The 22,564-nt window shown below is 57.3% G+C and carries 12 protein-coding genes, 7 tRNA genes and 6 rRNA genes; 21 read left to right on the forward strand and 4 right to left on the reverse strand.

Features of this window, described 5'->3' with window-relative positions:
• Nucleotides 1-54: 54 nt before the first annotated feature.
• Both KDW96_RS14750 and hemJ read right to left on the reverse strand, forming a co-directional pair.
• A complete protein-coding gene (locus KDW96_RS14750) occupies nt 55-1,017 on the reverse strand; it encodes an NAD(P)H-dependent flavin oxidoreductase (protein ID WP_255837008.1) in 963 nt (320 codons plus the stop codon).
• Between the two features lie 23 nt (nt 1,018-1,040).
• Nucleotides 1,041-1,469 carry a protoporphyrinogen oxidase HemJ gene (gene hemJ, locus KDW96_RS14755; RefSeq protein WP_255837009.1) on the reverse strand — a complete coding sequence of 143 codons (429 nt, stop codon included), beginning with the start codon at nt 1,467-1,469 and terminating at the stop codon, nt 1,041-1,043.
• Nucleotides 1,470-1,604: 135 nt separating this feature from the next.
• Between hemJ and argC the strand changes: the two genes are divergently transcribed.
• From argC to erpA, 4 genes are all read left to right on the forward strand, one after another.
• Nucleotides 1,605-2,639, forward strand: coding sequence for an N-acetyl-gamma-glutamyl-phosphate reductase (argC, locus tag KDW96_RS14760; protein WP_255837010.1), 1,035 nt, complete (start codon nt 1,605-1,607; stop codon nt 2,637-2,639).
• Nucleotides 2,639-3,370 (forward strand): DUF6776 family protein, encoded by a 732-nt coding sequence (locus tag KDW96_RS14765; RefSeq protein ID WP_255837011.1) that lies wholly within the window; start codon nt 2,639-2,641, stop codon nt 3,368-3,370. Before argC ends, KDW96_RS14765 begins: the two co-directional genes overlap by 1 nt.
• Before the next feature lie 9 nt (nt 3,371-3,379).
• The gene (locus KDW96_RS14770) at nt 3,380-3,790 is read left to right on the forward strand and encodes a bactofilin family protein (RefSeq protein WP_255837012.1); all 411 of its coding nucleotides are present in this window, start codon (nt 3,380-3,382) and stop codon (nt 3,788-3,790) included.
• Nucleotides 3,791-3,867: 77 nt separating this feature from the next.
• Nucleotides 3,868-4,218 (forward strand): iron-sulfur cluster insertion protein ErpA, encoded by a 351-nt coding sequence (erpA, locus tag KDW96_RS14775; RefSeq protein ID WP_255837013.1) that lies wholly within the window; start codon nt 3,868-3,870, stop codon nt 4,216-4,218.
• 75 nt (nt 4,219-4,293) lie between these two features.
• On the opposite strand, the gene KDW96_RS14780 is transcribed toward erpA, so the two are convergent.
• Together KDW96_RS14780 and KDW96_RS14785 are read right to left on the reverse strand one after the other, a co-directional pair.
• A complete protein-coding gene (locus KDW96_RS14780) occupies nt 4,294-5,385 on the reverse strand; it encodes an anhydro-N-acetylmuramic acid kinase (RefSeq protein ID WP_255837014.1) in 1,092 nt (363 codons plus the stop codon).
• A gap of 4 nt (nt 5,386-5,389) precedes the next feature.
• Nucleotides 5,390-6,811: a peptidoglycan DD-metalloendopeptidase family protein gene (locus tag KDW96_RS14785; protein WP_255837016.1), complete on the reverse strand. Its 1,422-nt coding sequence runs from the start codon at nt 6,809-6,811 to the stop codon at nt 5,390-5,392.
• A 217-nt stretch (nt 6,812-7,028) separates the two neighbouring features.
• Between KDW96_RS14785 and tyrS the strand changes: the two genes are divergently transcribed.
• The 17 genes from tyrS (at nt 7,029) to KDW96_RS14870 (ending at nt 22,512) form a co-directional block, all read left to right on the forward strand.
• On the forward strand, nt 7,029-8,228 hold the full coding sequence (gene tyrS / locus KDW96_RS14790; RefSeq protein ID WP_255837017.1) for a tyrosine--tRNA ligase: 1,200 nt from the start codon (nt 7,029-7,031) through the stop codon (nt 8,226-8,228).
• A 568-nt stretch (nt 8,229-8,796) separates the two neighbouring features.
• A 16S ribosomal RNA gene (locus KDW96_RS14795) occupies nt 8,797-10,333 on the forward strand.
• A 65-nt stretch (nt 10,334-10,398) separates the two neighbouring features.
• Nucleotides 10,399-10,475 (forward strand) — tRNA-Ile (locus KDW96_RS14800).
• Between the two features lie 31 nt (nt 10,476-10,506).
• Nucleotides 10,507-10,582, forward strand: a tRNA-Ala gene (locus KDW96_RS14805).
• Between the two features lie 250 nt (nt 10,583-10,832).
• A 23S ribosomal RNA gene (locus KDW96_RS14810) occupies nt 10,833-13,723 on the forward strand.
• A 141-nt stretch (nt 13,724-13,864) separates the two neighbouring features.
• Nucleotides 13,865-13,980 (forward strand): 5S ribosomal RNA (rrf, locus tag KDW96_RS14815).
• 392 nt (nt 13,981-14,372) lie between these two features.
• Nucleotides 14,373-15,909 (forward strand): 16S ribosomal RNA (locus KDW96_RS14820).
• Between the two features lie 65 nt (nt 15,910-15,974).
• A tRNA-Ile gene (locus KDW96_RS14825) sits at nt 15,975-16,051 on the forward strand.
• Between the two features lie 31 nt (nt 16,052-16,082).
• Nucleotides 16,083-16,158, forward strand: a tRNA-Ala gene (locus KDW96_RS14830).
• 250 nt (nt 16,159-16,408) lie between these two features.
• Nucleotides 16,409-19,299 (forward strand): 23S ribosomal RNA (locus KDW96_RS14835).
• Nucleotides 19,300-19,440: 141 nt separating this feature from the next.
• Nucleotides 19,441-19,556 (forward strand): 5S ribosomal RNA (rrf, locus tag KDW96_RS14840).
• Together the 16S, 23S and 5S rRNA genes with 4 tRNA genes alongside form the textbook arrangement of a ribosomal RNA operon.
• Before the next feature lie 150 nt (nt 19,557-19,706).
• The gene (gene birA, locus KDW96_RS14845) at nt 19,707-20,672 is read left to right on the forward strand and encodes a bifunctional biotin--[acetyl-CoA-carboxylase] ligase/biotin operon repressor BirA (RefSeq protein WP_255837018.1); all 966 of its coding nucleotides are present in this window, start codon (nt 19,707-19,709) and stop codon (nt 20,670-20,672) included.
• Nucleotides 20,662-21,405, forward strand: coding sequence for a pantothenate kinase (locus KDW96_RS14850; RefSeq protein ID WP_255837019.1), 744 nt, complete (start codon nt 20,662-20,664; stop codon nt 21,403-21,405). The genes birA and KDW96_RS14850 overlap by 11 nt, the downstream gene beginning before the upstream one ends.
• An 8-nt stretch (nt 21,406-21,413) precedes the next feature.
• The gene (locus KDW96_RS14855) at nt 21,414-22,094 is read left to right on the forward strand and encodes an SPOR domain-containing protein (protein WP_255837020.1); all 681 of its coding nucleotides are present in this window, start codon (nt 21,414-21,416) and stop codon (nt 22,092-22,094) included.
• 133 nt (nt 22,095-22,227) lie between these two features.
• Nucleotides 22,228-22,312: transfer RNA gene (locus KDW96_RS14860), tRNA-Tyr, on the forward strand.
• A gap of 24 nt (nt 22,313-22,336) precedes the next feature.
• Nucleotides 22,337-22,410, forward strand: a tRNA-Gly gene (locus KDW96_RS14865).
• Between the two features lie 26 nt (nt 22,411-22,436).
• Nucleotides 22,437-22,512, forward strand: a tRNA-Thr gene (locus tag KDW96_RS14870).
• The last annotated feature ends 52 nt before the right edge of the window (nt 22,513-22,564 follow it).

The raw sequence follows: 22,564 nt of genomic DNA on the forward strand, positions 1-22,564 counted from the left end.
CACGTCTGCCCGTTCTCCAGCGCGGCTGCCGGCCGCCCTCGGAGCCTCGGTCGCTCAGCGTGGCCAGCGCGTCTGCAGCCGCTGTGCCTTGGTCTGGGCGGCGCGGTACTCGCGGTCCAGGCCGGCCACCAGCTGCTCGACCGTCGGCAGGTCGCCGATGGTGCCGACGCCCTGGCCGGCCGACCACACGGTCTTCCAGGCCTTGGCCTCGTCGGCAAGGGGCTTGAGCTTTTCGCCGTAGTTGATCGCGGCCCTGTTGTGCAGCTGCTGCAGGTCGTAGCCCGCCTGCTCGAGACTCTGGCGCATGAAGCTGGCCGGCACTCCGGACACCGCGGGGGTGTGAATGATGTCGGCGGCCTGGGCGCCGATGATCATCTGCTTGTAGGCGGGACTGGCGCCGCTCTCGTGGGTGGCGATAAAGCGGGTGCCGAGGTACGCCAGGTCGGCGCCGAGCAGCTGCGCAGCGAGCAGTTCGTGGCCGTGGTTGAGGCAGCCGGCGAGCAGCAGGGTCTTGTCGAAGAACTGGCGGATCTCCGCGACCAGGGCGAACGGGCTCCAGGTGCCGGCATGGCCGCCGGCGCCGGCCGCTACCGCGATCAGTCCGTCGACGCCGGCGGCGGCAGCCTTCTCGGCATGGCGCCGGGTGGTCACGTCGTGGAACACCAGGCCGCCGTAGCTGTGCACCGCGTCGACCACCTCCTTCACGGCGCCGAGGCTGGTGATGACGATGGGCACGCGTTGCTCCACGCAGATCGCCAGATCGGCCTGCAGGCGCGGGTTGCTGGGGTGCACGATGAGGTTGACCGCGTAGGGGGCCGATGCCTGGTCGAGGCCGGCGGCGATTTCCTCCAGCCAGGCCTGGAAGCCGCTGCTTTCGCGGTGGTTCAGCGCCGGGAAACTGCCGACGATGCCGCTGCGGCAGCAGGCCAGCACCAGTTGCGGATTGGACACCAGAAACATCGGTGCCGCGACCAGCGGTAGGCGCAGGCGTTGATCGAGCAGGGCGGGCAAGGGCATGGCAGTACCTTAGGCAGCGAGGGTCAGAACGGGCGGACCACCACCAGGACGACGATGGCGATCAGCAACAGTACCGGCGCCTCGTTGAACCAGCGGTAGAACACATGGCTGCGACGATTCTCGCCGCGGGCGAAACGCTTGAGCTGCGCGCCGCAGACGTGGTGGTAGCCGATCAGCAGGACCACCAGGGCGAGCTTGGCGTGCATCCAGCCCTGGCTGAAGTAGACGCCGGCGTTGAGGCTCAGCAAGGCGATGCCGAAGACCAGGGTGGCGACCATCGACGGCAGCATGATGCCGCGATACAGCTTGCGTTCCATCACGCAGAAGCGCTCGCGGCTGGCCTCGTCTTCGCTCATGGCGTGGTAGACGAACAGGCGCGGCAGGTAGAACAACCCGGCGAACCAGCAGACCAGGGCGATGATGTGCAGGGCTTTGAGCCACAGGTAGAGCATGCTTAGACCCTCGAGAAATAAACAGGCTCGATAGTAGAGGCCGTTGGCTCATGCGTCATCAGCAACGGTTGGCCCCTGGCCGATGCGGCTTTATCATCGGCAGCTTTCCAATGGCTTTTTCGCAAGGGGCAACTAATGATCAAGGTCGGTATCGTCGGCGGCACTGGCTACACCGGTGTCGAGCTGTTACGTCTGCTGGCGCAGCACCCGCAGGCGCGAGTCGAGGTCATTACGTCGCGCTCCGAAGCGGGCATGCGCGTCGACGAGATGTATCCCAATCTTCGCGGCCACTACCCGAGCCTGTCCTTCAGCGTGCCGGACGTGGCGACCCTGGGTGCCTGCGACGTGGTGTTCTTCGCCACCCCCCATGGCGTTGCCCATGCCCTGGCCGGCGAACTGCTGGCGGCGGGCACCAAGGTGATCGACTTGTCGGCTGACTTCCGCCTGCAGGATGCCGAGGAGTGGGCCAAGTGGTACGGCCAGCCCCATGGCGCCCCGGACCTGCTGCCGGAGGCGGTCTACGGCCTGCCGGAGGTCAACCGTGAGGCGATCAAGCAGGCCCGCCTGATCGCCGTGCCCGGCTGCTACCCGACCGCCGCCCAGCTCGGCCTGCTTCCGTTGCTGGAGGCCGGTCTGGCCGACACGGGACGGCTGATCGCCGACTGCAAGTCCGGGGTCAGCGGTGCCGGGCGTGGTGCCAGCGTCGGTTCGCTGTTCAGCGAAGCGGGCGAGAGCATGAAGGCCTACGGGGTCAAGGGGCACCGCCACCTGCCGGAGATCCGCCAGGGTCTGCGCCGCGCAGCCGGCGGCGAAGTGGGGCTGACCTTCGTGCCGCACCTGACGCCGATGATCCGTGGCATCCATGCGACCCTGTACGCCACCGTGGCAGATCGCACTGTCGATCTGCAGGCCCTCTACGAGCAGCGCTACGCCAACGAACCGTTCGTCGACGTGATGCCGGCCGGCAGTCACCCGGAAACCCGCAGCGTGCGAGGCGCCAACGTCTGCCGTATCGCCGTGCACCGCCCGCAGGACGGCGACCTGGTGGTGGTCCTGTCGGTGATCGACAACCTGGTCAAGGGCGCGTCGGGGCAGGCGGTGCAGAACATGAACATTCTCTTCGGTCTGGAAGAGCAGCTCGGCCTGGCGCACGCGGCCCTGCTGCCCTGATGGCCGGCTGGGAAGTCCGCCCGAGCGACCCGCGGCGTGCCGGGCGGGTGCGCCTGGCCCTGCTGCTGCTGATCGTCGGGGTGCCCCTGGCCTTCTTTGCTGGCGCCTGGTGGCAGGCGCGCAGCACCCAGGCGTTCATGGACGAGCATGAGGCGCTGCAGGCGCGCCTGAGCGAACAGGCGCGCGAATTGGATCAGCTGCGCCAGAGCCTGGCGGTGGTCAGCAGCGGCGAGAAGGTCGCTCAGCAGGCCAACGAGCAGAGCCGCCTGACCATCAAGCTGCTCGAAGAGCAGATCTTCAAACAGCAGCAGGACCTGGCCTTCTACAAGGGTGTGCTGGCGCCGGCCAGTCGTCGTGAAGGCTTGCGCATTCGCGCCTTTGAGTTGCAGGCCACGGACAAGCCACGGCATTTCCGTTACAAACTGCTGCTCAGCCGCGTGGGTAAGGACGACAAGCCGCTGGCGGGCCAGATACGGGTCACCGTGGAGGGGCGCCGGGGCGGCAAGGACGTCAGTCTCGAGCTGGCGGACCTTACCCGGGGGTTGCCTGATGAGTTGAGCGAGCCGGTGATCGCCTTCACCTTCAAGCACTTCCAGGCGATACCCGAGGCAGGGCGATTTGCGGAGCTGAAGTTACCTGAGGGCTTCGAGCCACGTCAGGTCAGGGTGCGCGCCGAAGTCAAAGGCGAAAAGCCCTTGGAGCGCACATTCAAATGGATCGACGAAGAGTAAGAGTCCCCGATGTGGAATAAAGACAAGAGCAAATCCGACCTGCAGCGCTTCAGCGGCAAGACCAGCCTGATTGCCACGGGAGCCGAACTGACCGGCGACCTGCGGTTTCAGGGCGCGGTGCAGGTCGACGGACGCATGAACGGCAATGTGCAGACCAGTGACGGCATGGTGCGGGTCAGTGTCGAGGGACAGGTTGAAGGTGAGATCCGTGCGCCCCATATCGTGATCGACGGCGAGGTGATCGGTGACGTACATGCCAGCGAGCACCTGGAGCTTGGCGCCCGGGCACGGGTTCGCGGCAATCTCTATTACGGCCTGATGGAGATGGCCATGGGCGCGCAGATCGAGGGGCGCCTGTGTCACCTCAAGGACGGGCAGCGACCGTTGGAGCTGCCGGAGAGCCTGGAACTCGCACAATAGTTGACCGCTTTTCTAGGGTAAGCGGATAATGCAGGGCCTCAACGCAGTATGGCGCTTGGCGCCGGGAGAAAGTCAGCATGAGCGTCGAAACCTTCACCCCCACAGCTTTGCTGTTCACCGAAGGCGCAGCGAGCAAGGTGAAGAGCCTGGTCGATGAAGAGGGCAACCCGCGCCTCAAGTTGCGCGTATTCGTCACGGGAGGCGGTTGTTCCGGCTTCCAGTACGGCTTCACCTTCGATGAAGAGGTGGCCGACGACGACACCATCGTCGAGCGCGAGGGTGTAAGCCTGGTGGTCGACCCGATGAGCTTTCAGTACCTCGCTGGTGCCGAAGTGGATTATCAGGAAGGCCTGGAAGGCTCGCGCTTTGTGATCAAGAACCCCAATGCGACCACTACCTGTGGCTGCGGTTCGTCCTTCTCGATCTGATTGACGTCTGCCGTTGTGATCGAAACGCCGTGCCTTGTGCACGGCGTTGTCGTTTCTAGGGTCGGAGCAAGGCGATCAGGCGGGATAGATGGCGCCGAGCACGCGCAGCCCGCGAGCGCCGGTGACGCTCGGTCGATTGGCCGGAATGCCTTCCAGGCAGCAGTGCGCCAGCCAGGCGAAGGCCATGGCCTCTACCCAGTCGGCGGGTACGCCGAGGGACTCGGTGCCGCTCACGACACAGTGAGGCAAAAAGGCGGCCAGACGTGTCATCAGGGCGCTGTTGTGTGCGCCGCCACCGCAGACCAGCAGCTGATCGATCCGCGCCATGGCCTCGGTCAGGGCATTGATGGTGCTGGTGGCCGTCAGCTCCAGCAGAGTGGCCTGAACGTCCTGCGCGGCGAACGGCTCGAAGCGGCTCAGCTGGCTGTCGAGCCAGGACAGGTTGAACAGTTCGCGGCCGGTGCTCTTGGGCCCCTGGGTGCTGAAGAACGGATCGCTCAGCAGGGCCCGCAGCAGTGCCGGCTGCACCCGTCCGCTGGCGGCCCAGGCGCCGTCTCGGTCGTAGCTGGCACCCTGGTGGCGGTGAATCCAGGCATCGAGCAGGACGTTGCCCGGACCGCAATCGAAGCCCCGCACCGGTTGTCCGGGTTCGAGCAGGCTGAGGTTGCTGAAGCCGCCAAGGTTCAGCACCGCGCGATGGCTGTCCGGCGCGCCGAACAAGGCTTCATGAAAGGCCGGGACCAGGGGGGCACCTTGACCGCCTGCGGCGACGTCGCGGCGACGGAAATCGCCGACTACGCAGATGCCGGTCAGCTCCGCCAGTAATGCGGGGTTGCCGATCTGGACAGTGAAGCCGCGCGCCGGTTCGTGGCGCACGGTCTGGCCGTGGCTGCCGATGGCGCGGATCGACTCGGGGCCGAGTTTCTGCCGCTGCAGCAGGGCGTCGACGCCTTGGGCGGCGAGCTCGACCCAGTGCTGCTCGGCCACTGCCGCACGAGCCAGTTCGTCCGGGCCAGGGGCGCACAGTTCGAGCAGCTCGCTGTGCAGTGCGGCCGGCATGGGCAGGAAGTGGGTCGCGAGCAGGCGGGTGTGGTCGGTCTGCTCGATCAGGGCGATGTCCATGCCGTCCAGGCTGGTACCGGACATCACCCCCAGATAGAGCGGCATGTGGTCAGCGCTTGTTCAGTGCAAGTAGGGTGGAGCGTTCCTGATCCATGCGAGCCATCAGCGGCTTGCTCAGCTGGAGAAAGCGTTGCTTCTCGTTGCGGGCGATGGGGTCGGCCATCGGCAACTTCTGGCTCAGCGGGTCGACATGGACACCGTTGACCTGGAACTCGTAGTGCAGGTGCGGCCCGGTGGAGAGGCCGGTGGTCCCGATGTAGCCGATGATCTGCCCCTGCTTGACGCTGCCACCGGTGCGGATGCCCTTGGCGAAACCCTGCATATGCGCATAGAGGGTGCGGTAACGGCTGCCGTGCTGGATCACCACGGCGTTGCCGTAGCCGCCCTTGCGGCCGGCCAGGGCGATCTTGCCATCGCCGGCGGCCTTGATCGGCGTGCCGCGCGGCGCGGCGTAGTCGACGCCCTTGTGCGCGCGGATTTTGTTGAGGATCGGATGGCGACGGCCGTTGGAGAAGCGCGAGCTGATGCGCGCGAAATCCACCGGGGTACGGATGAAGGCCTTGCGCATGCTGGTGCCGTCGGCGCCGTAATAGCTGGTGTTGCCCTGCTTGTCGGTGTAGCGCACCGCGGTGAAGGTCTTGCCGCGGTTGGTGAAGCGGGCAGAAAGAATATCGCCGCTGCCGACTTTCTTGCCCGCGACCACTTTCTCTTCGTAGATCAACTCGAATTCATCCCCTTCGCGAATGTCCATGGCGAAGTCGATGTCGTAGCCGAAGATGTTGGCCAGGTCCATGGTCAGTCCATGGGACAGGCCGGCGCGCTTGGCCGCCAGGAACAGCGAGCTATCGATCACGCCGTGGGCATAGCTCGAGCGGACGTCTGGCTTGACCAGTTCGCGCTTGAAGGCGAAGCCCTTGTCGGTATTGGCCAGGCTGATGCTTTCCAGGTCGCTCAGCTTGCTGCGCAAGCTGTCCAGCTGACCGTCCGCCGTCAGCTGAAACTCAAGTTCCTGACCAACCTTGAGGCGGCTGAACTGCTTGGCCTCCTTGCTGCTGTTCAGCACCTCGTGCAGAGCGGAAGCCGATAGGCCCACCTTGGCAAATACCGTCGACAGCGTATCGCCATTGGCAACGCGGATGGTCTTGTGGAGGGGGTCTGTTGGTGGGGTGGATTCGGTGGCGAGCTCTGAGCTCTTCTGCTTTGTAGCGAGGCCCTGGTCGGCGGCGCCTTCGATCTCGGTGAACGGCGAGGCACTGTCGTCAGTGGAGCGGTTGCCCGGTCGCAGATCGTCTTTCTCTTGCAGCACGAGCTCCGAGCCGCTGTCGAGCTCGAGGTTCAGGTAGGTACGCTTGGCTTCGACTTCCCGGGATGGAAACACCAGGAGCGCCAGGCTGAGCGTGGCGGCTACGCCGCTGGCAGCCAATATGTGGCTTTTCGGGTACAGAGGGGGGGCTTTTCTTGTAGAGGTCATGGGCTGCTTTTGACTTTGAAGAGATGAAAAGAAAAAGATGAAGAAAATGCTGAATATGCAGTAACTGTATAAAATATAACCAAATCGTCTGTGAGGCAACCCTGAAGGTGCCTCCGTGTGCAGCTATTCGCGCGCTCACTGGGGGCAAAACTTGTCATTTGTCCGTGATCTTGTATGGTTGGTTCCCTTTGGTTTTTGAGTGGTCGTGAGTCCTGTCATGAAGTCGGTCGAAGAGCAGCTGGCGCTGATCAAGCGCGGTGCAGAAGAGGTTTTGGTTGAGTCCGAGCTGGTGGAAAAGCTCAAGCGCGGTCAGCCGTTGCGTATCAAGGCCGGCTTCGATCCGACTGCACCGGATCTTCACCTCGGTCATACCGTGCTTATCAACAAGCTGCGCCAGTTCCAGGAGCTGGGGCATCAGGTGATTTTCCTGATAGGTGACTTCACCGGGATGATCGGTGACCCGAGCGGCAAGAGCGCGACCCGCCCGCCACTCACTCGCGAGCAAGTGCTGGACAACGCCGAGACCTACAAGGCTCAGGTTTTCAAGATTCTCGATCCCGCCAAGACCGAGGTGGCGTTCAACTCCACCTGGATGGATCAGTTGAAGCCGGCCGACTTCATTCGTCTGGCCTCGCAGTACACCGTAGCGCGCATGCTCGAGCGCGATGACTTCAGCAAGCGCTACTCGACCAATCAACCCATTGCCATACATGAGTTCCTCTACCCGCTGGTTCAGGGCTATGACTCGGTGGCCTTGCGCGCCGATGTCGAGCTGGGGGGGACCGATCAGAAGTTCAATCTGCTGATGGGGCGTGAGTTGCAGCGGGCCTATGGGCAGGCGTCCCAGTGCATCGTCACCATGCCGTTGCTCGAAGGCCTGGATGGCGTCAAGAAGATGTCCAAGTCCCTGGGCAACTATGTGGGTATCCAGGAGGCGCCGGGTGTGATGTACGGCAAGCTGGTGTCCATTCCGGATGTGCTCATGTGGCGCTACTTCGAGCTGCTGAGCTTTCGCACAATGGACGAGATCAACCAGTTCAAGCTGGATGTCGATCAGGGTGCCAACCCTCGTGACATTAAGATCAAGTTGGCCGAAGAGATCGTGGCGCGCTTCCATGGTGATGAAGCGGCGGCCAATGCCCATCGCTCCGCTGGCAATCGCATGAAGGAGGGTGAGCTACCGGAGGACCTGCCGGAGATCGAGTTGGCTGCGGCTGAGGATATGCCGATCGCCGCGCTGCTCAACAAGGCTGGCCTGGTTAAGAACGCCGCCATGGCGCGTGACCTGCTCGGCTCGGGCGGTGTTCGGGTCGATGGTGAGGTGGTGGATCGCTCCTTCATATGTAAGCGCGGTGCGGTCCATGTTTTCCAGGCCGGCAAGAAAGCCTTTGCGCGCATTACCCTCAAAGCCGAGTAGTGGCCCTGTAGATAGTGGTTGACCTTGTGTCGCCTGCGCCTATAATGCGCGCCTTCTCCGGCGCAGGCCTCTCGTAAAAGTATTTGTAAAACAGATACTTAGATTTAAATGAGGGGTTGCAAAGCAGCGCAGGCTGCGTAGAATGCGCCGGGCTGACAGGGTGGTTTGTTGATCCTGTCGGTGCTTCGGTCGAGTGGCTCGAAAGCGGTTGCAAGAGGTGGTTGACAGCGGTTTTGAACGCTGTAGAATTCGCCTCCCGCTGACGAGAAGCTGAAGGTTGATCGGAGGCGCAAGTGGTTGAAGTAGAAAAGAAATTTTCGAAACTGCTTGACGGAAGATGAGGCTGCTGTAGAATGCGCGCCTCGGTTGAGACGAAAGACTTAACCAACTGTTCTTTAACAACTGAATCAAGCAATTCGTGTGGGTGCTTGTGAGGTAAGACTGGTAGTCAACTGATTATCAGCATCACAAAGCAACACTCGTTAATTCGAGAGTTAACTCTTACTTCGGTAAGAGGTTTGCGATTGCTGAGCCAAGTTTAGGGTTTTCTCAAAACCCAAGCAGTATTGAACTGAAGAGTTTGATCATGGCTCAGATTGAACGCTGGCGGCAGGCCTAACACATGCAAGTCGAGCGGATGAGGGTAGCTTGCTACCTGATTCAGCGGCGGACGGGTGAGTAATGCCTAGGAATCTGCCTGGTAGTGGGGGACAACGTTTCGAAAGGAACGCTAATACCGCATACGTCCTACGGGAGAAAGTGGGGGATCTTCGGACCTCACGCTATCAGATGAGCCTAGGTCGGATTAGCTAGTTGGTGAGGTAATGGCTCACCAAGGCGACGATCCGTAACTGGTCTGAGAGGATGATCAGTCACACTGGAACTGAGACACGGTCCAGACTCCTACGGGAGGCAGCAGTGGGGAATATTGGACAATGGGCGAAAGCCTGATCCAGCCATGCCGCGTGTGTGAAGAAGGTCTTCGGATTGTAAAGCACTTTAAGTTGGGAGGAAGGGTTGTAACCTAATACGTTGCAATTTTGACGTTACCGACAGAATAAGCACCGGCTAACTCTGTGCCAGCAGCCGCGGTAATACAGAGGGTGCAAGCGTTAATCGGAATTACTGGGCGTAAAGCGCGCGTAGGTGGTTTGTTAAGTTGGATGTGAAAGCCCCGGGCTCAACCTGGGAACTGCATCCAAAACTGGCAAGCTAGAGTACGGTAGAGGGTGGTGGAATTTCCTGTGTAGCGGTGAAATGCGTAGATATAGGAAGGAACACCAGTGGCGAAGGCGACCACCTGGACTGATACTGACACTGAGGTGCGAAAGCGTGGGGAGCAAACAGGATTAGATACCCTGGTAGTCCACGCCGTAAACGATGTCAACTAGCCGTTGGGTTCCTTGAGAACTTAGTGGCGCAGCTAACGCATTAAGTTGACCGCCTGGGGAGTACGGCCGCAAGGTTAAAACTCAAATGAATTGACGGGGGCCCGCACAAGCGGTGGAGCATGTGGTTTAATTCGAAGCAACGCGAAGAACCTTACCTGGCCTTGACATCTACAGAACTTTCCAGAGATGGATTGGTGCCTTCGGGAACTGTAAGACAGGTGCTGCATGGCTGTCGTCAGCTCGTGTCGTGAGATGTTGGGTTAAGTCCCGTAACGAGCGCAACCCTTGTCCTTAGTTACCAGCACGTTATGGTGGGAACTCTAAGGAGACTGCCGGTGACAAACCGGAGGAAGGTGGGGATGACGTCAAGTCATCATGGCCCTTACGGCCAGGGCTACACACGTGCTACAATGGTCGGTACAAAGGGTTGCCAAGCCGCGAGGTGGAGCTAATCCCATAAAACCGATCGTAGTCCGGATCGCAGTCTGCAACTCGACTGCGTGAAGTCGGAATCGCTAGTAATCGTGAATCAGAATGTCACGGTGAATACGTTCCCGGGCCTTGTACACACCGCCCGTCACACCATGGGAGTGGGTTGCACCAGAAGTAGCTAGTCTAACCGCAAGGGGGACGGTTACCACGGTGTGATTCATGACTGGGGTGAAGTCGTAACAAGGTAGCCGTAGGGGAACCTGCGGCTGGATCACCTCCTTAATCGACGACACCAGCTTCCTTATAAGCTCCCACACGAATTGCTTGATTCATTGCGAAAGACGATTGGGTCTGTAGCTCAGTTGGTTAGAGCGCACCCCTGATAAGGGTGAGGTCGGCAGTTCGAATCTGCCCAGACCCACCAATTGTTGTGGGGTTTGGCCTTGTACGAATATGGGGCCATAGCTCAGCTGGGAGAGCGCCTGCCTTGCACGCAGGAGGTCAGCGGTTCGATCCCGCTTGGCTCCACCACTTACAGCGCCGTTGTGTAGAGTTCAGAAATGAACATTCCTGAAATGCTCAGTTGAATGTTGATTTCTGGTCTTTGACCAGTACGAAAATCGTTCTTTAAAAATTTGGGTATGTGATAGAAGTGACTGATTAATTACTTTCACTGGTAATTAGTTTGGTCAAGGTAAAATTTGCGTTGTTCTCAAGTGCAAATTTTCGGCGAATGTCGTCTTCACGTTAGAGACAGTAACCAGATTGCTTGGGGTTATATGGTCAAGTGAAGAAGCGCATACGGTGGATGCCTTGGCAGTCAGAGGCGATGAAAGACGTGGTAGCCTGCGAAAAGCTTCGGGGAGTCGGCAAACAGACTTTGATCCGGAGATCTCTGAATGGGGGAACCCACCCAGCATAAGCTGGGTATCCTGCACTGAATACATAGGTGTAGGAGGCGAACCAGGGGAACTGAAACATCTAAGTACCCTGAGGAATAGAAATCAACCGAGATTCCCTTAGTAGTGGCGAGCGAACGGGGACTAGCCCTTAAGCTTCTTTGATTTTAGCGGAACGCTCTGGAAAGTGCGGCCATAGTGGGTGATAGCCCTGTACGCGAAAGGATCTTAGAAGTGAAATCGAGTAGGACGGAGCACGAGAAACTTTGTCTGAATATGGGGGGACCATCCTCCAAGGCTAAATACTACTGACTGACCGATAGTGAACCAGTACCGTGAGGGAAAGGCGAAAAGAACCCCGGAGAGGGGAGTGAAATAGAACCTGAAACCGTATGCGTACAAGCAGTGGGAGCCTACTTTGTTGGGTGACTGCGTACCTTTTGTATAATGGGTCAGCGACTTATATTCAGTGGCGAGCTTAACCGAATAGGGGAGGCGTAGCGAAAGCGAGTCTTAATAGGGCGTTTAGTCGCTGGGTATAGACCCGAAACCGGGCGATCTATCCATGGGCAGGTTGAAGGTTAGGTAACACTGACTGGAGGACCGAACCGACTACCGTTGAAAAGTTAGCGGATGACCTGTGGATCGGAGTGAAAGGCTAATCAAGCTCGGAGATAGCTGGTTCTCCTCGAAAGCTATTTAGGTAGCGCCTCGTGTATCACTGCTGGGGGTAGAGCACTGTTTCGGCTAGGGGGTCATCCCGACTTACCAAACCGATGCAAACTCCGAATACCAGCAAGTGTCAGCACGGGAGACACACGGCGGGTGCTAACGTCCGTCGTGAAAAGGGAAACAACCCAGACCGTCAGCTAAGGTCCCAAAGTTATGGTTAAGTGGGAAACGATGTGGGAAGGCTTAGACAGCTAGGAGGTTGGCTTAGAAGCAGCCACCCTTTAAAGAAAGCGTAATAGCTCACTAGTCGAGTCGGCCTGCGCGGAAGATGTAACGGGGCTCAAACCATACACCGAAGCTACGGGTTCAACGTAAGTTGAGCGGTAGAGGAGCGTTCTGTAAGCCTGTGAAGGTGAGTTGAGAAGCTTGCTGGAGGTATCAGAAGTGCGAATGCTGACATGAGTAACGACAATGCGAGTGAAAAACTCGCACGCCGAAAGACCAAGGTTTCCTGCGCAACGTTAATCGACGCAGGGTGAGTCGGCCCCTAAGGCGAGGCAGAAATGCGTAGTCGATGGGAAACGGGTTAATATTCCCGTACTTCTAGTTACTGCGATGGAGGGACGGAGAAGGCTAGGCCAGCACGGCGTTGGTTGTCCGTGTTTAAGGTGGTAGGCAGAGTGCTTAGGTAAATCCGGGTGCTTAATGCCGAGAGCTGATGACGAGCGTTCTTTTAGAATGCGAAGTGGTTGATGCCATGCTTCCAGGAAAAGCTTCTAAGCTTCAGGTAACTAGGAACCGTACCCCAAACCGACACAGGTGGTTAGGTAGAGAATACCAAGGCGCTTGAGAGAACTCGGGTGAAGGAACTAGGCAAAATGGCACCGTAACTTCGGGAGAAGGTGCGCCGGTGAGGGTGAAGCATTTACTGCGTAAGCTCATGCCGGTCGAAGATACCAGGCCGCTGCGACTGTTTATTAAAAACACAGCACTCTGCAAACACGAAAGTGGACGTATAGGGTGTGACGCCTGCCCGGTGCCGGAAGGTTAATTGATGGGGTTAGCTAACGCGAAGCTCTTGATCGAAGCCCCGGTAAACGGCGGCCGTAACTATAACGGTCCTAAGGTAGCGAAATTCCTTGTCGGGTAAGTTCCGACCTGCACGAATGGCGTAACGATGGCGGCGCTGTCTCCACCCGAGACTCAGTGAAATTGAAATCGCTGTGAAGATGCAGTGTATCCGCGGCTAGACGGAAAGACCCCGTGAACCTTTACTATAGCTTTGCACTGGACTTTGAGTTTACTTGTGTAGGATAGGTGGGAGGCTTTGAAGCGTGGACGCCAGTTCGCGTGGAGCCAACCTTGAAATACCACCCTGGTAACCTTGAGGTTCTAACTCTGGTCCGTTATCCGGATCGAGGACAGTGTATGGTGGGTAGTTTGACTGGGGCGGTCTCCTCCTAAAGAGTAACGGAGGAGTACGAAGGTGCGCTCAGACCGGTCGGAAATCGGTCGTAGAGTATAAAGGCAAAAGCGCGCTTGACTGCGAGACAGACACGTCGAGCAGGTACGAAAGTAGGTCTTAGTGATCCGGTGGTTCTGTATGGAAGGGCCATCGCTCAACGGATAAAAGGTACTCCGGGGATAACAGGCTGATACCGCCCAAGAGTTCATATCGACGGCGGTGTTTGGCACCTCGATGTCGGCTCATCACATCCTGGGGCTGAAGCCGGTCCCAAGGGTATGGCTGTTCGCCATTTAAAGTGGTACGCGAGCTGGGTTTAGAACGTCGTGAGACAGTTCGGTCCCTATCTGCCGTGGACGTTTGAGATTTGAGAGGGGCTGCTCCTAGTACGAGAGGACCGGAGTGGACGAACCTCTGGTGTTCCGGTTGTCACGCCAGTGGCATTGCCGGGTAGCTATGTTCGGAAAAGATAACCGCTGAAAGCATCTAAGCGGGAAACTTGCCTCAAGATGAGATCTCACTGGAGCCTTGAGCTCCCTGAAGGGCCGTCGAAGACTACGACGTTGATAGGTGGGGTGTGTAAGCGCTGTGAGGCGTTGAGCTAACCCATACTAATTGCCCGTGAGGCTTGACCATATAACACCCAAACAATTTGTTGTTTGTGTGCTCGATGGCTGAAGTCGACAACAAACCGAAAATTTGCCAGAACACGCAATACCACGACATCACATACCCAATTCGGGGAAGCGCCTTAACCGCGAATCCCCTGCTGAATTGCTTGACGACCATAGAGCGTTGGAACCACCTGATCCCATCCCGAACTCAGTAGTGAAACGATGCATCGCCGATGGTAGTGTGGGGTTTCCCCATGTGAGAGTAGGTCATCGTCAAGCACCTATCCCAAACCCCCGATCCGCGCAAGCGGGTCGGGGGTTTGCTTTTAGTGAAAGCCTAAGTTTTGTACTTGGGCGTGAAGCTAAAAGCTGGCGAAAGCCGCTAAGTTTCACCAAGCGGTTGAAGTAGAAAAGAAATTTTCGAAACTGCTTGACGGAAGATGAGGCTGCTGTAGAATGCGCGCCTCGGTTGAGACGAAAGACTTAACCAACTGTTCTTTAACAACTGAATCAAGCAATTCGTGTGGGTGCTTGTGAGGTAAGACTGGTAGTCAACTGATTATCAGCATCACAAAGCAACACTCGTTAATTCGAGAGTTAACTCTTACTTCGGTAAGAGGTTTGCGATTGCTGAGCCAAGTTTAGGGTTTTCTCAAAACCCAAGCAGTATTGAACTGAAGAGTTTGATCATGGCTCAGATTGAACGCTGGCGGCAGGCCTAACACATGCAAGTCGAGCGGATGAGGGTAGCTTGCTACCTGATTCAGCGGCGGACGGGTGAGTAATGCCTAGGAATCTGCCTGGTAGTGGGGGACAACGTTTCGAAAGGAACGCTAATACCGCATACGTCCTACGGGAGAAAGTGGGGGATCTTCGGACCTCACGCTATCAGATGAGCCTAGGTCGGATTAGCTAGTTGGTGAGGTAATGGCTCACCAAGGCGACGATCCGTAACTGGTCTGAGAGGATGATCAGTCACACTGGAACTGAGACACGGTCCAGACTCCTACGGGAGGCAGCAGTGGGGAATATTGGACAATGGGCGAAAGCCTGATCCAGCCATGCCGCGTGTGTGAAGAAGGTCTTCGGATTGTAAAGCACTTTAAGTTGGGAGGAAGGGTTGTAACCTAATACGTTGCAATTTTGACGTTACCGACAGAATAAGCACCGGCTAACTCTGTGCCAGCAGCCGCGGTAATACAGAGGGTGCAAGCGTTAATCGGAATTACTGGGCGTAAAGCGCGCGTAGGTGGTTTGTTAAGTTGGATGTGAAAGCCCCGGGCTCAACCTGGGAACTGCATCCAAAACTGGCAAGCTAGAGTACGGTAGAGGGTGGTGGAATTTCCTGTGTAGCGGTGAAATGCGTAGATATAGGAAGGAACACCAGTGGCGAAGGCGACCACCTGGACTGATACTGACACTGAGGTGCGAAAGCGTGGGGAGCAAACAGGATTAGATACCCTGGTAGTCCACGCCGTAAACGATGTCAACTAGCCGTTGGGTTCCTTGAGAACTTAGTGGCGCAGCTAACGCATTAAGTTGACCGCCTGGGGAGTACGGCCGCAAGGTTAAAACTCAAATGAATTGACGGGGGCCCGCACAAGCGGTGGAGCATGTGGTTTAATTCGAAGCAACGCGAAGAACCTTACCTGGCCTTGACATCTACAGAACTTTCCAGAGATGGATTGGTGCCTTCGGGAACTGTAAGACAGGTGCTGCATGGCTGTCGTCAGCTCGTGTCGTGAGATGTTGGGTTAAGTCCCGTAACGAGCGCAACCCTTGTCCTTAGTTACCAGCACGTTATGGTGGGAACTCTAAGGAGACTGCCGGTGACAAACCGGAGGAAGGTGGGGATGACGTCAAGTCATCATGGCCCTTACGGCCAGGGCTACACACGTGCTACAATGGTCGGTACAAAGGGTTGCCAAGCCGCGAGGTGGAGCTAATCCCATAAAACCGATCGTAGTCCGGATCGCAGTCTGCAACTCGACTGCGTGAAGTCGGAATCGCTAGTAATCGTGAATCAGAATGTCACGGTGAATACGTTCCCGGGCCTTGTACACACCGCCCGTCACACCATGGGAGTGGGTTGCACCAGAAGTAGCTAGTCTAACCGCAAGGGGGACGGTTACCACGGTGTGATTCATGACTGGGGTGAAGTCGTAACAAGGTAGCCGTAGGGGAACCTGCGGCTGGATCACCTCCTTAATCGACGACACCAGCTTCCTTATAAGCTCCCACACGAATTGCTTGATTCATTGCGAAAGACGATTGGGTCTGTAGCTCAGTTGGTTAGAGCGCACCCCTGATAAGGGTGAGGTCGGCAGTTCGAATCTGCCCAGACCCACCAATTGTTGTGGGGTTTGGCCTTGTACGAATATGGGGCCATAGCTCAGCTGGGAGAGCGCCTGCCTTGCACGCAGGAGGTCAGCGGTTCGATCCCGCTTGGCTCCACCACTTACAGCGCCGTTGTGTAGAGTTCAGAAATGAACATTCCTGAAATGCTCAGTTGAATGTTGATTTCTGGTCTTTGACCAGTACGAAAATCGTTCTTTAAAAATTTGGGTATGTGATAGAAGTGACTGATTAATTACTTTCACTGGTAATTAGTTTGGTCAAGGTAAAATTTGCGTTGTTCTCAAGTGCAAATTTTCGGCGAATGTCGTCTTCACGTTAGAGACAGTAACCAGATTGCTTGGGGTTATATGGTCAAGTGAAGAAGCGCATACGGTGGATGCCTTGGCAGTCAGAGGCGATGAAAGACGTGGTAGCCTGCGAAAAGCTTCGGGGAGTCGGCAAACAGACTTTGATCCGGAGATCTCTGAATGGGGGAACCCACCCAGCATAAGCTGGGTATCCTGCACTGAATACATAGGTGTAGGAGGCGAACCAGGGGAACTGAAACATCTAAGTACCCTGAGGAATAGAAATCAACCGAGATTCCCTTAGTAGTGGCGAGCGAACGGGGACTAGCCCTTAAGCTTCTTTGATTTTAGCGGAACGCTCTGGAAAGTGCGGCCATAGTGGGTGATAGCCCTGTACGCGAAAGGATCTTAGAAGTGAAATCGAGTAGGACGGAGCACGAGAAACTTTGTCTGAATATGGGGGGACCATCCTCCAAGGCTAAATACTACTGACTGACCGATAGTGAACCAGTACCGTGAGGGAAAGGCGAAAAGAACCCCGGAGAGGGGAGTGAAATAGAACCTGAAACCGTATGCGTACAAGCAGTGGGAGCCTACTTTGTTGGGTGACTGCGTACCTTTTGTATAATGGGTCAGCGACTTATATTCAGTGGCGAGCTTAACCGAATAGGGGAGGCGTAGCGAAAGCGAGTCTTAATAGGGCGTTTAGTCGCTGGGTATAGACCCGAAACCGGGCGATCTATCCATGGGCAGGTTGAAGGTTAGGTAACACTGACTGGAGGACCGAACCGACTACCGTTGAAAAGTTAGCGGATGACCTGTGGATCGGAGTGAAAGGCTAATCAAGCTCGGAGATAGCTGGTTCTCCTCGAAAGCTATTTAGGTAGCGCCTCGTGTATCACTGCTGGGGGTAGAGCACTGTTTCGGCTAGGGGGTCATCCCGACTTACCAAACCGATGCAAACTCCGAATACCAGCAAGTGTCAGCACGGGAGACACACGGCGGGTGCTAACGTCCGTCGTGAAAAGGGAAACAACCCAGACCGTCAGCTAAGGTCCCAAAGTTATGGTTAAGTGGGAAACGATGTGGGAAGGCTTAGACAGCTAGGAGGTTGGCTTAGAAGCAGCCACCCTTTAAAGAAAGCGTAATAGCTCACTAGTCGAGTCGGCCTGCGCGGAAGATGTAACGGGGCTCAAACCATACACCGAAGCTACGGGTTCAACGTAAGTTGAGCGGTAGAGGAGCGTTCTGTAAGCCTGTGAAGGTGAGTTGAGAAGCTTGCTGGAGGTATCAGAAGTGCGAATGCTGACATGAGTAACGACAATGCGAGTGAAAAACTCGCACGCCGAAAGACCAAGGTTTCCTGCGCAACGTTAATCGACGCAGGGTGAGTCGGCCCCTAAGGCGAGGCAGAAATGCGTAGTCGATGGGAAACGGGTTAATATTCCCGTACTTCTAGTTACTGCGATGGAGGGACGGAGAAGGCTAGGCCAGCACGGCGTTGGTTGTCCGTGTTTAAGGTGGTAGGCAGAGTGCTTAGGTAAATCCGGGTGCTTAATGCCGAGAGCTGATGACGAGCGTTCTTTTAGAATGCGAAGTGGTTGATGCCATGCTTCCAGGAAAAGCTTCTAAGCTTCAGGTAACTAGGAACCGTACCCCAAACCGACACAGGTGGTTAGGTAGAGAATACCAAGGCGCTTGAGAGAACTCGGGTGAAGGAACTAGGCAAAATGGCACCGTAACTTCGGGAGAAGGTGCGCCGGTGAGGGTGAAGCATTTACTGCGTAAGCTCATGCCGGTCGAAGATACCAGGCCGCTGCGACTGTTTATTAAAAACACAGCACTCTGCAAACACGAAAGTGGACGTATAGGGTGTGACGCCTGCCCGGTGCCGGAAGGTTAATTGATGGGGTTAGCTAACGCGAAGCTCTTGATCGAAGCCCCGGTAAACGGCGGCCGTAACTATAACGGTCCTAAGGTAGCGAAATTCCTTGTCGGGTAAGTTCCGACCTGCACGAATGGCGTAACGATGGCGGCGCTGTCTCCACCCGAGACTCAGTGAAATTGAAATCGCTGTGAAGATGCAGTGTATCCGCGGCTAGACGGAAAGACCCCGTGAACCTTTACTATAGCTTTGCACTGGACTTTGAGTTTACTTGTGTAGGATAGGTGGGAGGCTTTGAAGCGTGGACGCCAGTTCGCGTGGAGCCAACCTTGAAATACCACCCTGGTAACCTTGAGGTTCTAACTCTGGTCCGTTATCCGGATCGAGGACAGTGTATGGTGGGTAGTTTGACTGGGGCGGTCTCCTCCTAAAGAGTAACGGAGGAGTACGAAGGTGCGCTCAGACCGGTCGGAAATCGGTCGTAGAGTATAAAGGCAAAAGCGCGCTTGACTGCGAGACAGACACGTCGAGCAGGTACGAAAGTAGGTCTTAGTGATCCGGTGGTTCTGTATGGAAGGGCCATCGCTCAACGGATAAAAGGTACTCCGGGGATAACAGGCTGATACCGCCCAAGAGTTCATATCGACGGCGGTGTTTGGCACCTCGATGTCGGCTCATCACATCCTGGGGCTGAAGCCGGTCCCAAGGGTATGGCTGTTCGCCATTTAAAGTGGTACGCGAGCTGGGTTTAGAACGTCGTGAGACAGTTCGGTCCCTATCTGCCGTGGACGTTTGAGATTTGAGAGGGGCTGCTCCTAGTACGAGAGGACCGGAGTGGACGAACCTCTGGTGTTCCGGTTGTCACGCCAGTGGCATTGCCGGGTAGCTATGTTCGGAAAAGATAACCGCTGAAAGCATCTAAGCGGGAAACTTGCCTCAAGATGAGATCTCACTGGAGCCTTGAGCTCCCTGAAGGGCCGTCGAAGACTACGACGTTGATAGGTGGGGTGTGTAAGCGCTGTGAGGCGTTGAGCTAACCCATACTAATTGCCCGTGAGGCTTGACCATATAACACCCAAACAATTTGTTGTTTGTGTGCTCGATGGCTGAAGTCGACAACAAACCGAAAATTTGCCAGAACACGCAATACCACGACATCACATACCCAATTCGGGGAAGCGCCTTAACCGCGAATCCCCTGCTGAATTGCTTGACGACCATAGAGCGTTGGAACCACCTGATCCCATCCCGAACTCAGTAGTGAAACGATGCATCGCCGATGGTAGTGTGGGGTTTCCCCATGTGAGAGTAGGTCATCGTCAAGCACCTATCCCAAACCCCCGACCCGCGCAAGCAGGTCGGGGGTTTGCTTTTGCGCGATAGAAAAGGCCGGCGGTCATGCGGCGGGCTGATTTGTAGGCAAGCGGAGGGGGCGTCGTTATCATGCGTGCCTTATCGCTTCGAGGGGAGGCTGCATGCTGCCATTGTTAAGGCTTCTACAAGATGGGCGTTTCCATTCGGGGGAGGCGCTAGGCGCGGCGCTGGGTATCAGTCGAGCCGCGGTATGGAAGCAGCTACGTTCCCTGGAAGCCGAGCTTGAGTTGCCTATTCACAAGGTTCGCGGCCGAGGCTACCGTCTGGCGAGCCCGCTTCGACTGTTGGATGAGTGTCTCCTGGCGTCAAGCCCCTCCGGCCAAGCCTGGCCGGTCAGCGTGCTGCACTCGGTCGACTCGACAAGTTCCGAAGCGCTGAGGCGCCTAGAGGCGCGCAATGCAGCGCCATTTATCGTGCTGGCTGAGCGGCAGTCGGCCGGTCGCGGCCGTCGAGGGCGCACCTGGGTGAGCCCGTTCGCGGAGAATCTCTATTACAGCCTGGTACTGCGAGTAGAAGGCGGTATGCGCCAGCTCGAGGGACTCAGCTTGGTGGTTGGGTTGGCGCTCCTGCAGGCAATTCGTGCGATGGGCGTGTCGGGTGCCGGCTTGAAGTGGCCGAATGACCTGTTGGTGGGGGATCGCAAGATCGCCGGAATCCTTCTTGAATTGTCGGGCGATCCGGCAGACGTTTGTCATGTGGTGATCGGTGTCGGCGTGAACGTCAACATGATGCCAACTGAAGCGCAGCCGATCGACCAGCCCTGGACGTCGATGCGGGCCGCTCTGGGGCATGGTGTCGACCGAAACGAACTGGTCGTTGCGCTCAATCAGCAACTGGCGCGCTATCTCGAATCGCATCGGAAGCAGGGTTTCTCGGCCCTGCGCGAGGAGTGGCAAAATAACCACCTGTGGCAGGGGCGGCGGGTAGTGCTCACTGCCGGGGGTCAACAGATCGCCGGTGTAGTGCTGGGGGTGGATGCTTCCGGCGCCATTCGACTGTTAGTCGATGGCGAGGAGCAGCATTTCAGCGGTGGTGAGCTCAGTCTGAGGCTGTCGAATGATTCTTGAGCTCGATTGCGGCAACAGCTTTATCAAGTGGCGGGTAGTCACCCGTGACGGCGTCGTCGCCTGTGGCGGCGTGGTTGGCTCCGATCTGGAGCTGGTCGAGGCGCTTCGCGCGCAGGTGGCGGGCCTCGATGCCTGTCGGCTGGTTAGCGTGCGTACCGAAGAGGAAACGGCCTCCCTTATAGCGGCGCTCCGGCAGACGTTTTCCATCGAATGCCTACGGGCTCGCCCCGCCGCAGAGCTGGCCGGCGTGCGCAATGGTTACGAGCAGCACGAACTCCTCGGCTTGGATCGTTGGTTGGCGCTGGTCGGGGCCTTCCACCTGGCTCGGGGTGCCTGCCTGGTTCTGGACCTCGGAACCGCGGTGACCTCCGACTTTGTCGATACTGGCGGCCAGCATAGGGGGGGATTCATTTGCCCAGGGGTACCCTTGATGCGCAACCAGTTGCGCACCCATACACGGCGGATTCGCTATGACGACAAGGTCGCAGAGCGAGCCTTGCATAGCCTCGACCCAGGTCGTTCGACGGCAGAGGCGGTCGAGCGTGGTTGCTCGCTGATGCTCCAGGGCTTCGTGCTGACCCAGTTGGATCTCGCGCGCCAGTACTGGGGGGATTCCTTCCAGGTCTTTCTCACAGGGGGTGATGCGCCGTTGGTCGCAGGTGTGGTGCCGACTGCGCGGGTAGCGCCGGATCTAGTATTTACCGGGCTTGCGATCGCCTGTCCGTTAACTTGAGGTGGCCCATGCGCTGGTTGTTCTTGCTGTTGTTGGTGCTCAATCTGTTCTATTACGTCTGGCATCAGCAGCAGGCCCCTATGCGAGCGAAGGAGGTTGCGCCGCTGGCCCTGCTAAGCCGGGGAGAGGGTGATATCCGGCTGTTGAGCGAGTCGCAGCCGCCGCAGTCACGTGAGCAGCTTAGGGCTTCGGCTGAGGAGTCAGTTTGCCTGTTCCTGGGTAGCTTCGAGCAGAAGACAGCGGCGGCTGTGTTGGAGCAGCGCCTGATTAGTCTGGATATTCGCTCCAGTGTGCAGGCCGTCGATGCCGCAGCGGGCGTGGACTATTGGGTCTATCTGCCGCCACTTTCGTCACGGCAGGCTTCGCTGCGGCAGCTCAAGGAGCTGCAGGCGCGCAAGATTGACAGCTACATCATCGCCGAGGGCGACCTGGCCAACGGTATCTCGCTGGGGATATTTCCGCGCCGCGACTCCGCTCAGAGTGTTGTCGAACGGTTGCGAGGCGCCGGCTACGAGCCGCTGCTTAAGGAGCTGTCCCGCGCGGAGCGCAGCTATTGGGTCAGGATTGCGCCGGAGAGTCGGCGTTTGGCCGAAGATTCGCTGCTGGAGCGTTTGGCCCTGGACTTCAATGGCTTAGAACATCAAATAAAGCCGTGCGAAAGCATTGCAACCTCCTCGAGGATTGACTAGAATGGCGCCCGCTTCGCAGGGTGGGTCCAGCGATGGATCTGCGAAGCGACTGGAAAAGCAGCTAACCTCACGATTTTAAATGAGAAAATGCTTGACAGTAGGGTGGCATGAAAAGAGAATGCCGCCACCTTTTGGAGGGATTCCCGAGTGGCCAAAGGGATCAGACTGTAAATCTGACGTCATCGACTTCGAAGGTTCGAATCCTTCTCCCTCCACCAGATTTAGCGTGAGCTGAAGGCTCCGCGGGTATAGTTCAGTGGTAGAACCTCAGCCTTCCAAGCTGATGATGCGGGTTCGATTCCCGCTACCCGCTCCAAGTCTTCGGTCGGCAACAAGTGTTTCGCTCATGTAGCTCAGTTGGTAGAGCACACCCTTGGTAAGGGTGAGGTCAGCGGTTCAAATCCGCTCATGAGCTCCAATTAATAAAGGCAGATATGAAAGTATCTGCCTTTATTTTAATGGGTAGTGTG

Origin of the sequence: Pseudomonas benzenivorans, assembly GCF_024397895.1 — a bacterium.
GTDB lineage: Bacteria > Pseudomonadota > Gammaproteobacteria > Pseudomonadales > Pseudomonadaceae > Aquipseudomonas > Aquipseudomonas benzenivorans_A.

Bases quoted from the DNA above. Each gene is read 5' to 3' on its own strand.
- KDW96_RS14855 (WP_255837020.1), top strand. From the start codon at position 21,414: ATGCGCTGGTTGTTCTTGCTGTTGTTGGTGCTCAATCTGTTCTATTAC.
- argC (WP_255837010.1), top strand. From the start codon at position 1,605: ATGATCAAGGTCGGTATCGTCGGCGGCACTGGCTACACCGGTGTCGAG.
- KDW96_RS14850 (WP_255837019.1), top strand. From the start codon at position 20,662: ATGATTCTTGAGCTCGATTGCGGCAACAGCTTTATCAAGTGGCGGGTA.
- hemJ (WP_255837009.1), bottom strand. From the start codon at position 1,469: ATGCTCTACCTGTGGCTCAAAGCCCTGCACATCATCGCCCTGGTCTGC.
- KDW96_RS14770 (WP_255837012.1), top strand. From the start codon at position 3,380: ATGTGGAATAAAGACAAGAGCAAATCCGACCTGCAGCGCTTCAGCGGC.
- birA (WP_255837018.1), top strand. From the start codon at position 19,707: ATGCTGCCATTGTTAAGGCTTCTACAAGATGGGCGTTTCCATTCGGGG.
- KDW96_RS14785 (WP_255837016.1), bottom strand. From the start codon at position 6,811: ATGACCTCTACAAGAAAAGCCCCCCCTCTGTACCCGAAAAGCCACATA.
- KDW96_RS14750 (WP_255837008.1), bottom strand. From the start codon at position 1,017: ATGCCCTTGCCCGCCCTGCTCGATCAACGCCTGCGCCTACCGCTGGTC.
- tyrS (WP_255837017.1), top strand. From the start codon at position 7,029: ATGAAGTCGGTCGAAGAGCAGCTGGCGCTGATCAAGCGCGGTGCAGAA.
- KDW96_RS14765 (WP_255837011.1), top strand. From the start codon at position 2,639: ATGGCCGGCTGGGAAGTCCGCCCGAGCGACCCGCGGCGTGCCGGGCGG.
- KDW96_RS14780 (WP_255837014.1), bottom strand. From the start codon at position 5,385: ATGCCGCTCTATCTGGGGGTGATGTCCGGTACCAGCCTGGACGGCATG.
- erpA (WP_255837013.1), top strand. From the start codon at position 3,868: ATGAGCGTCGAAACCTTCACCCCCACAGCTTTGCTGTTCACCGAAGGC.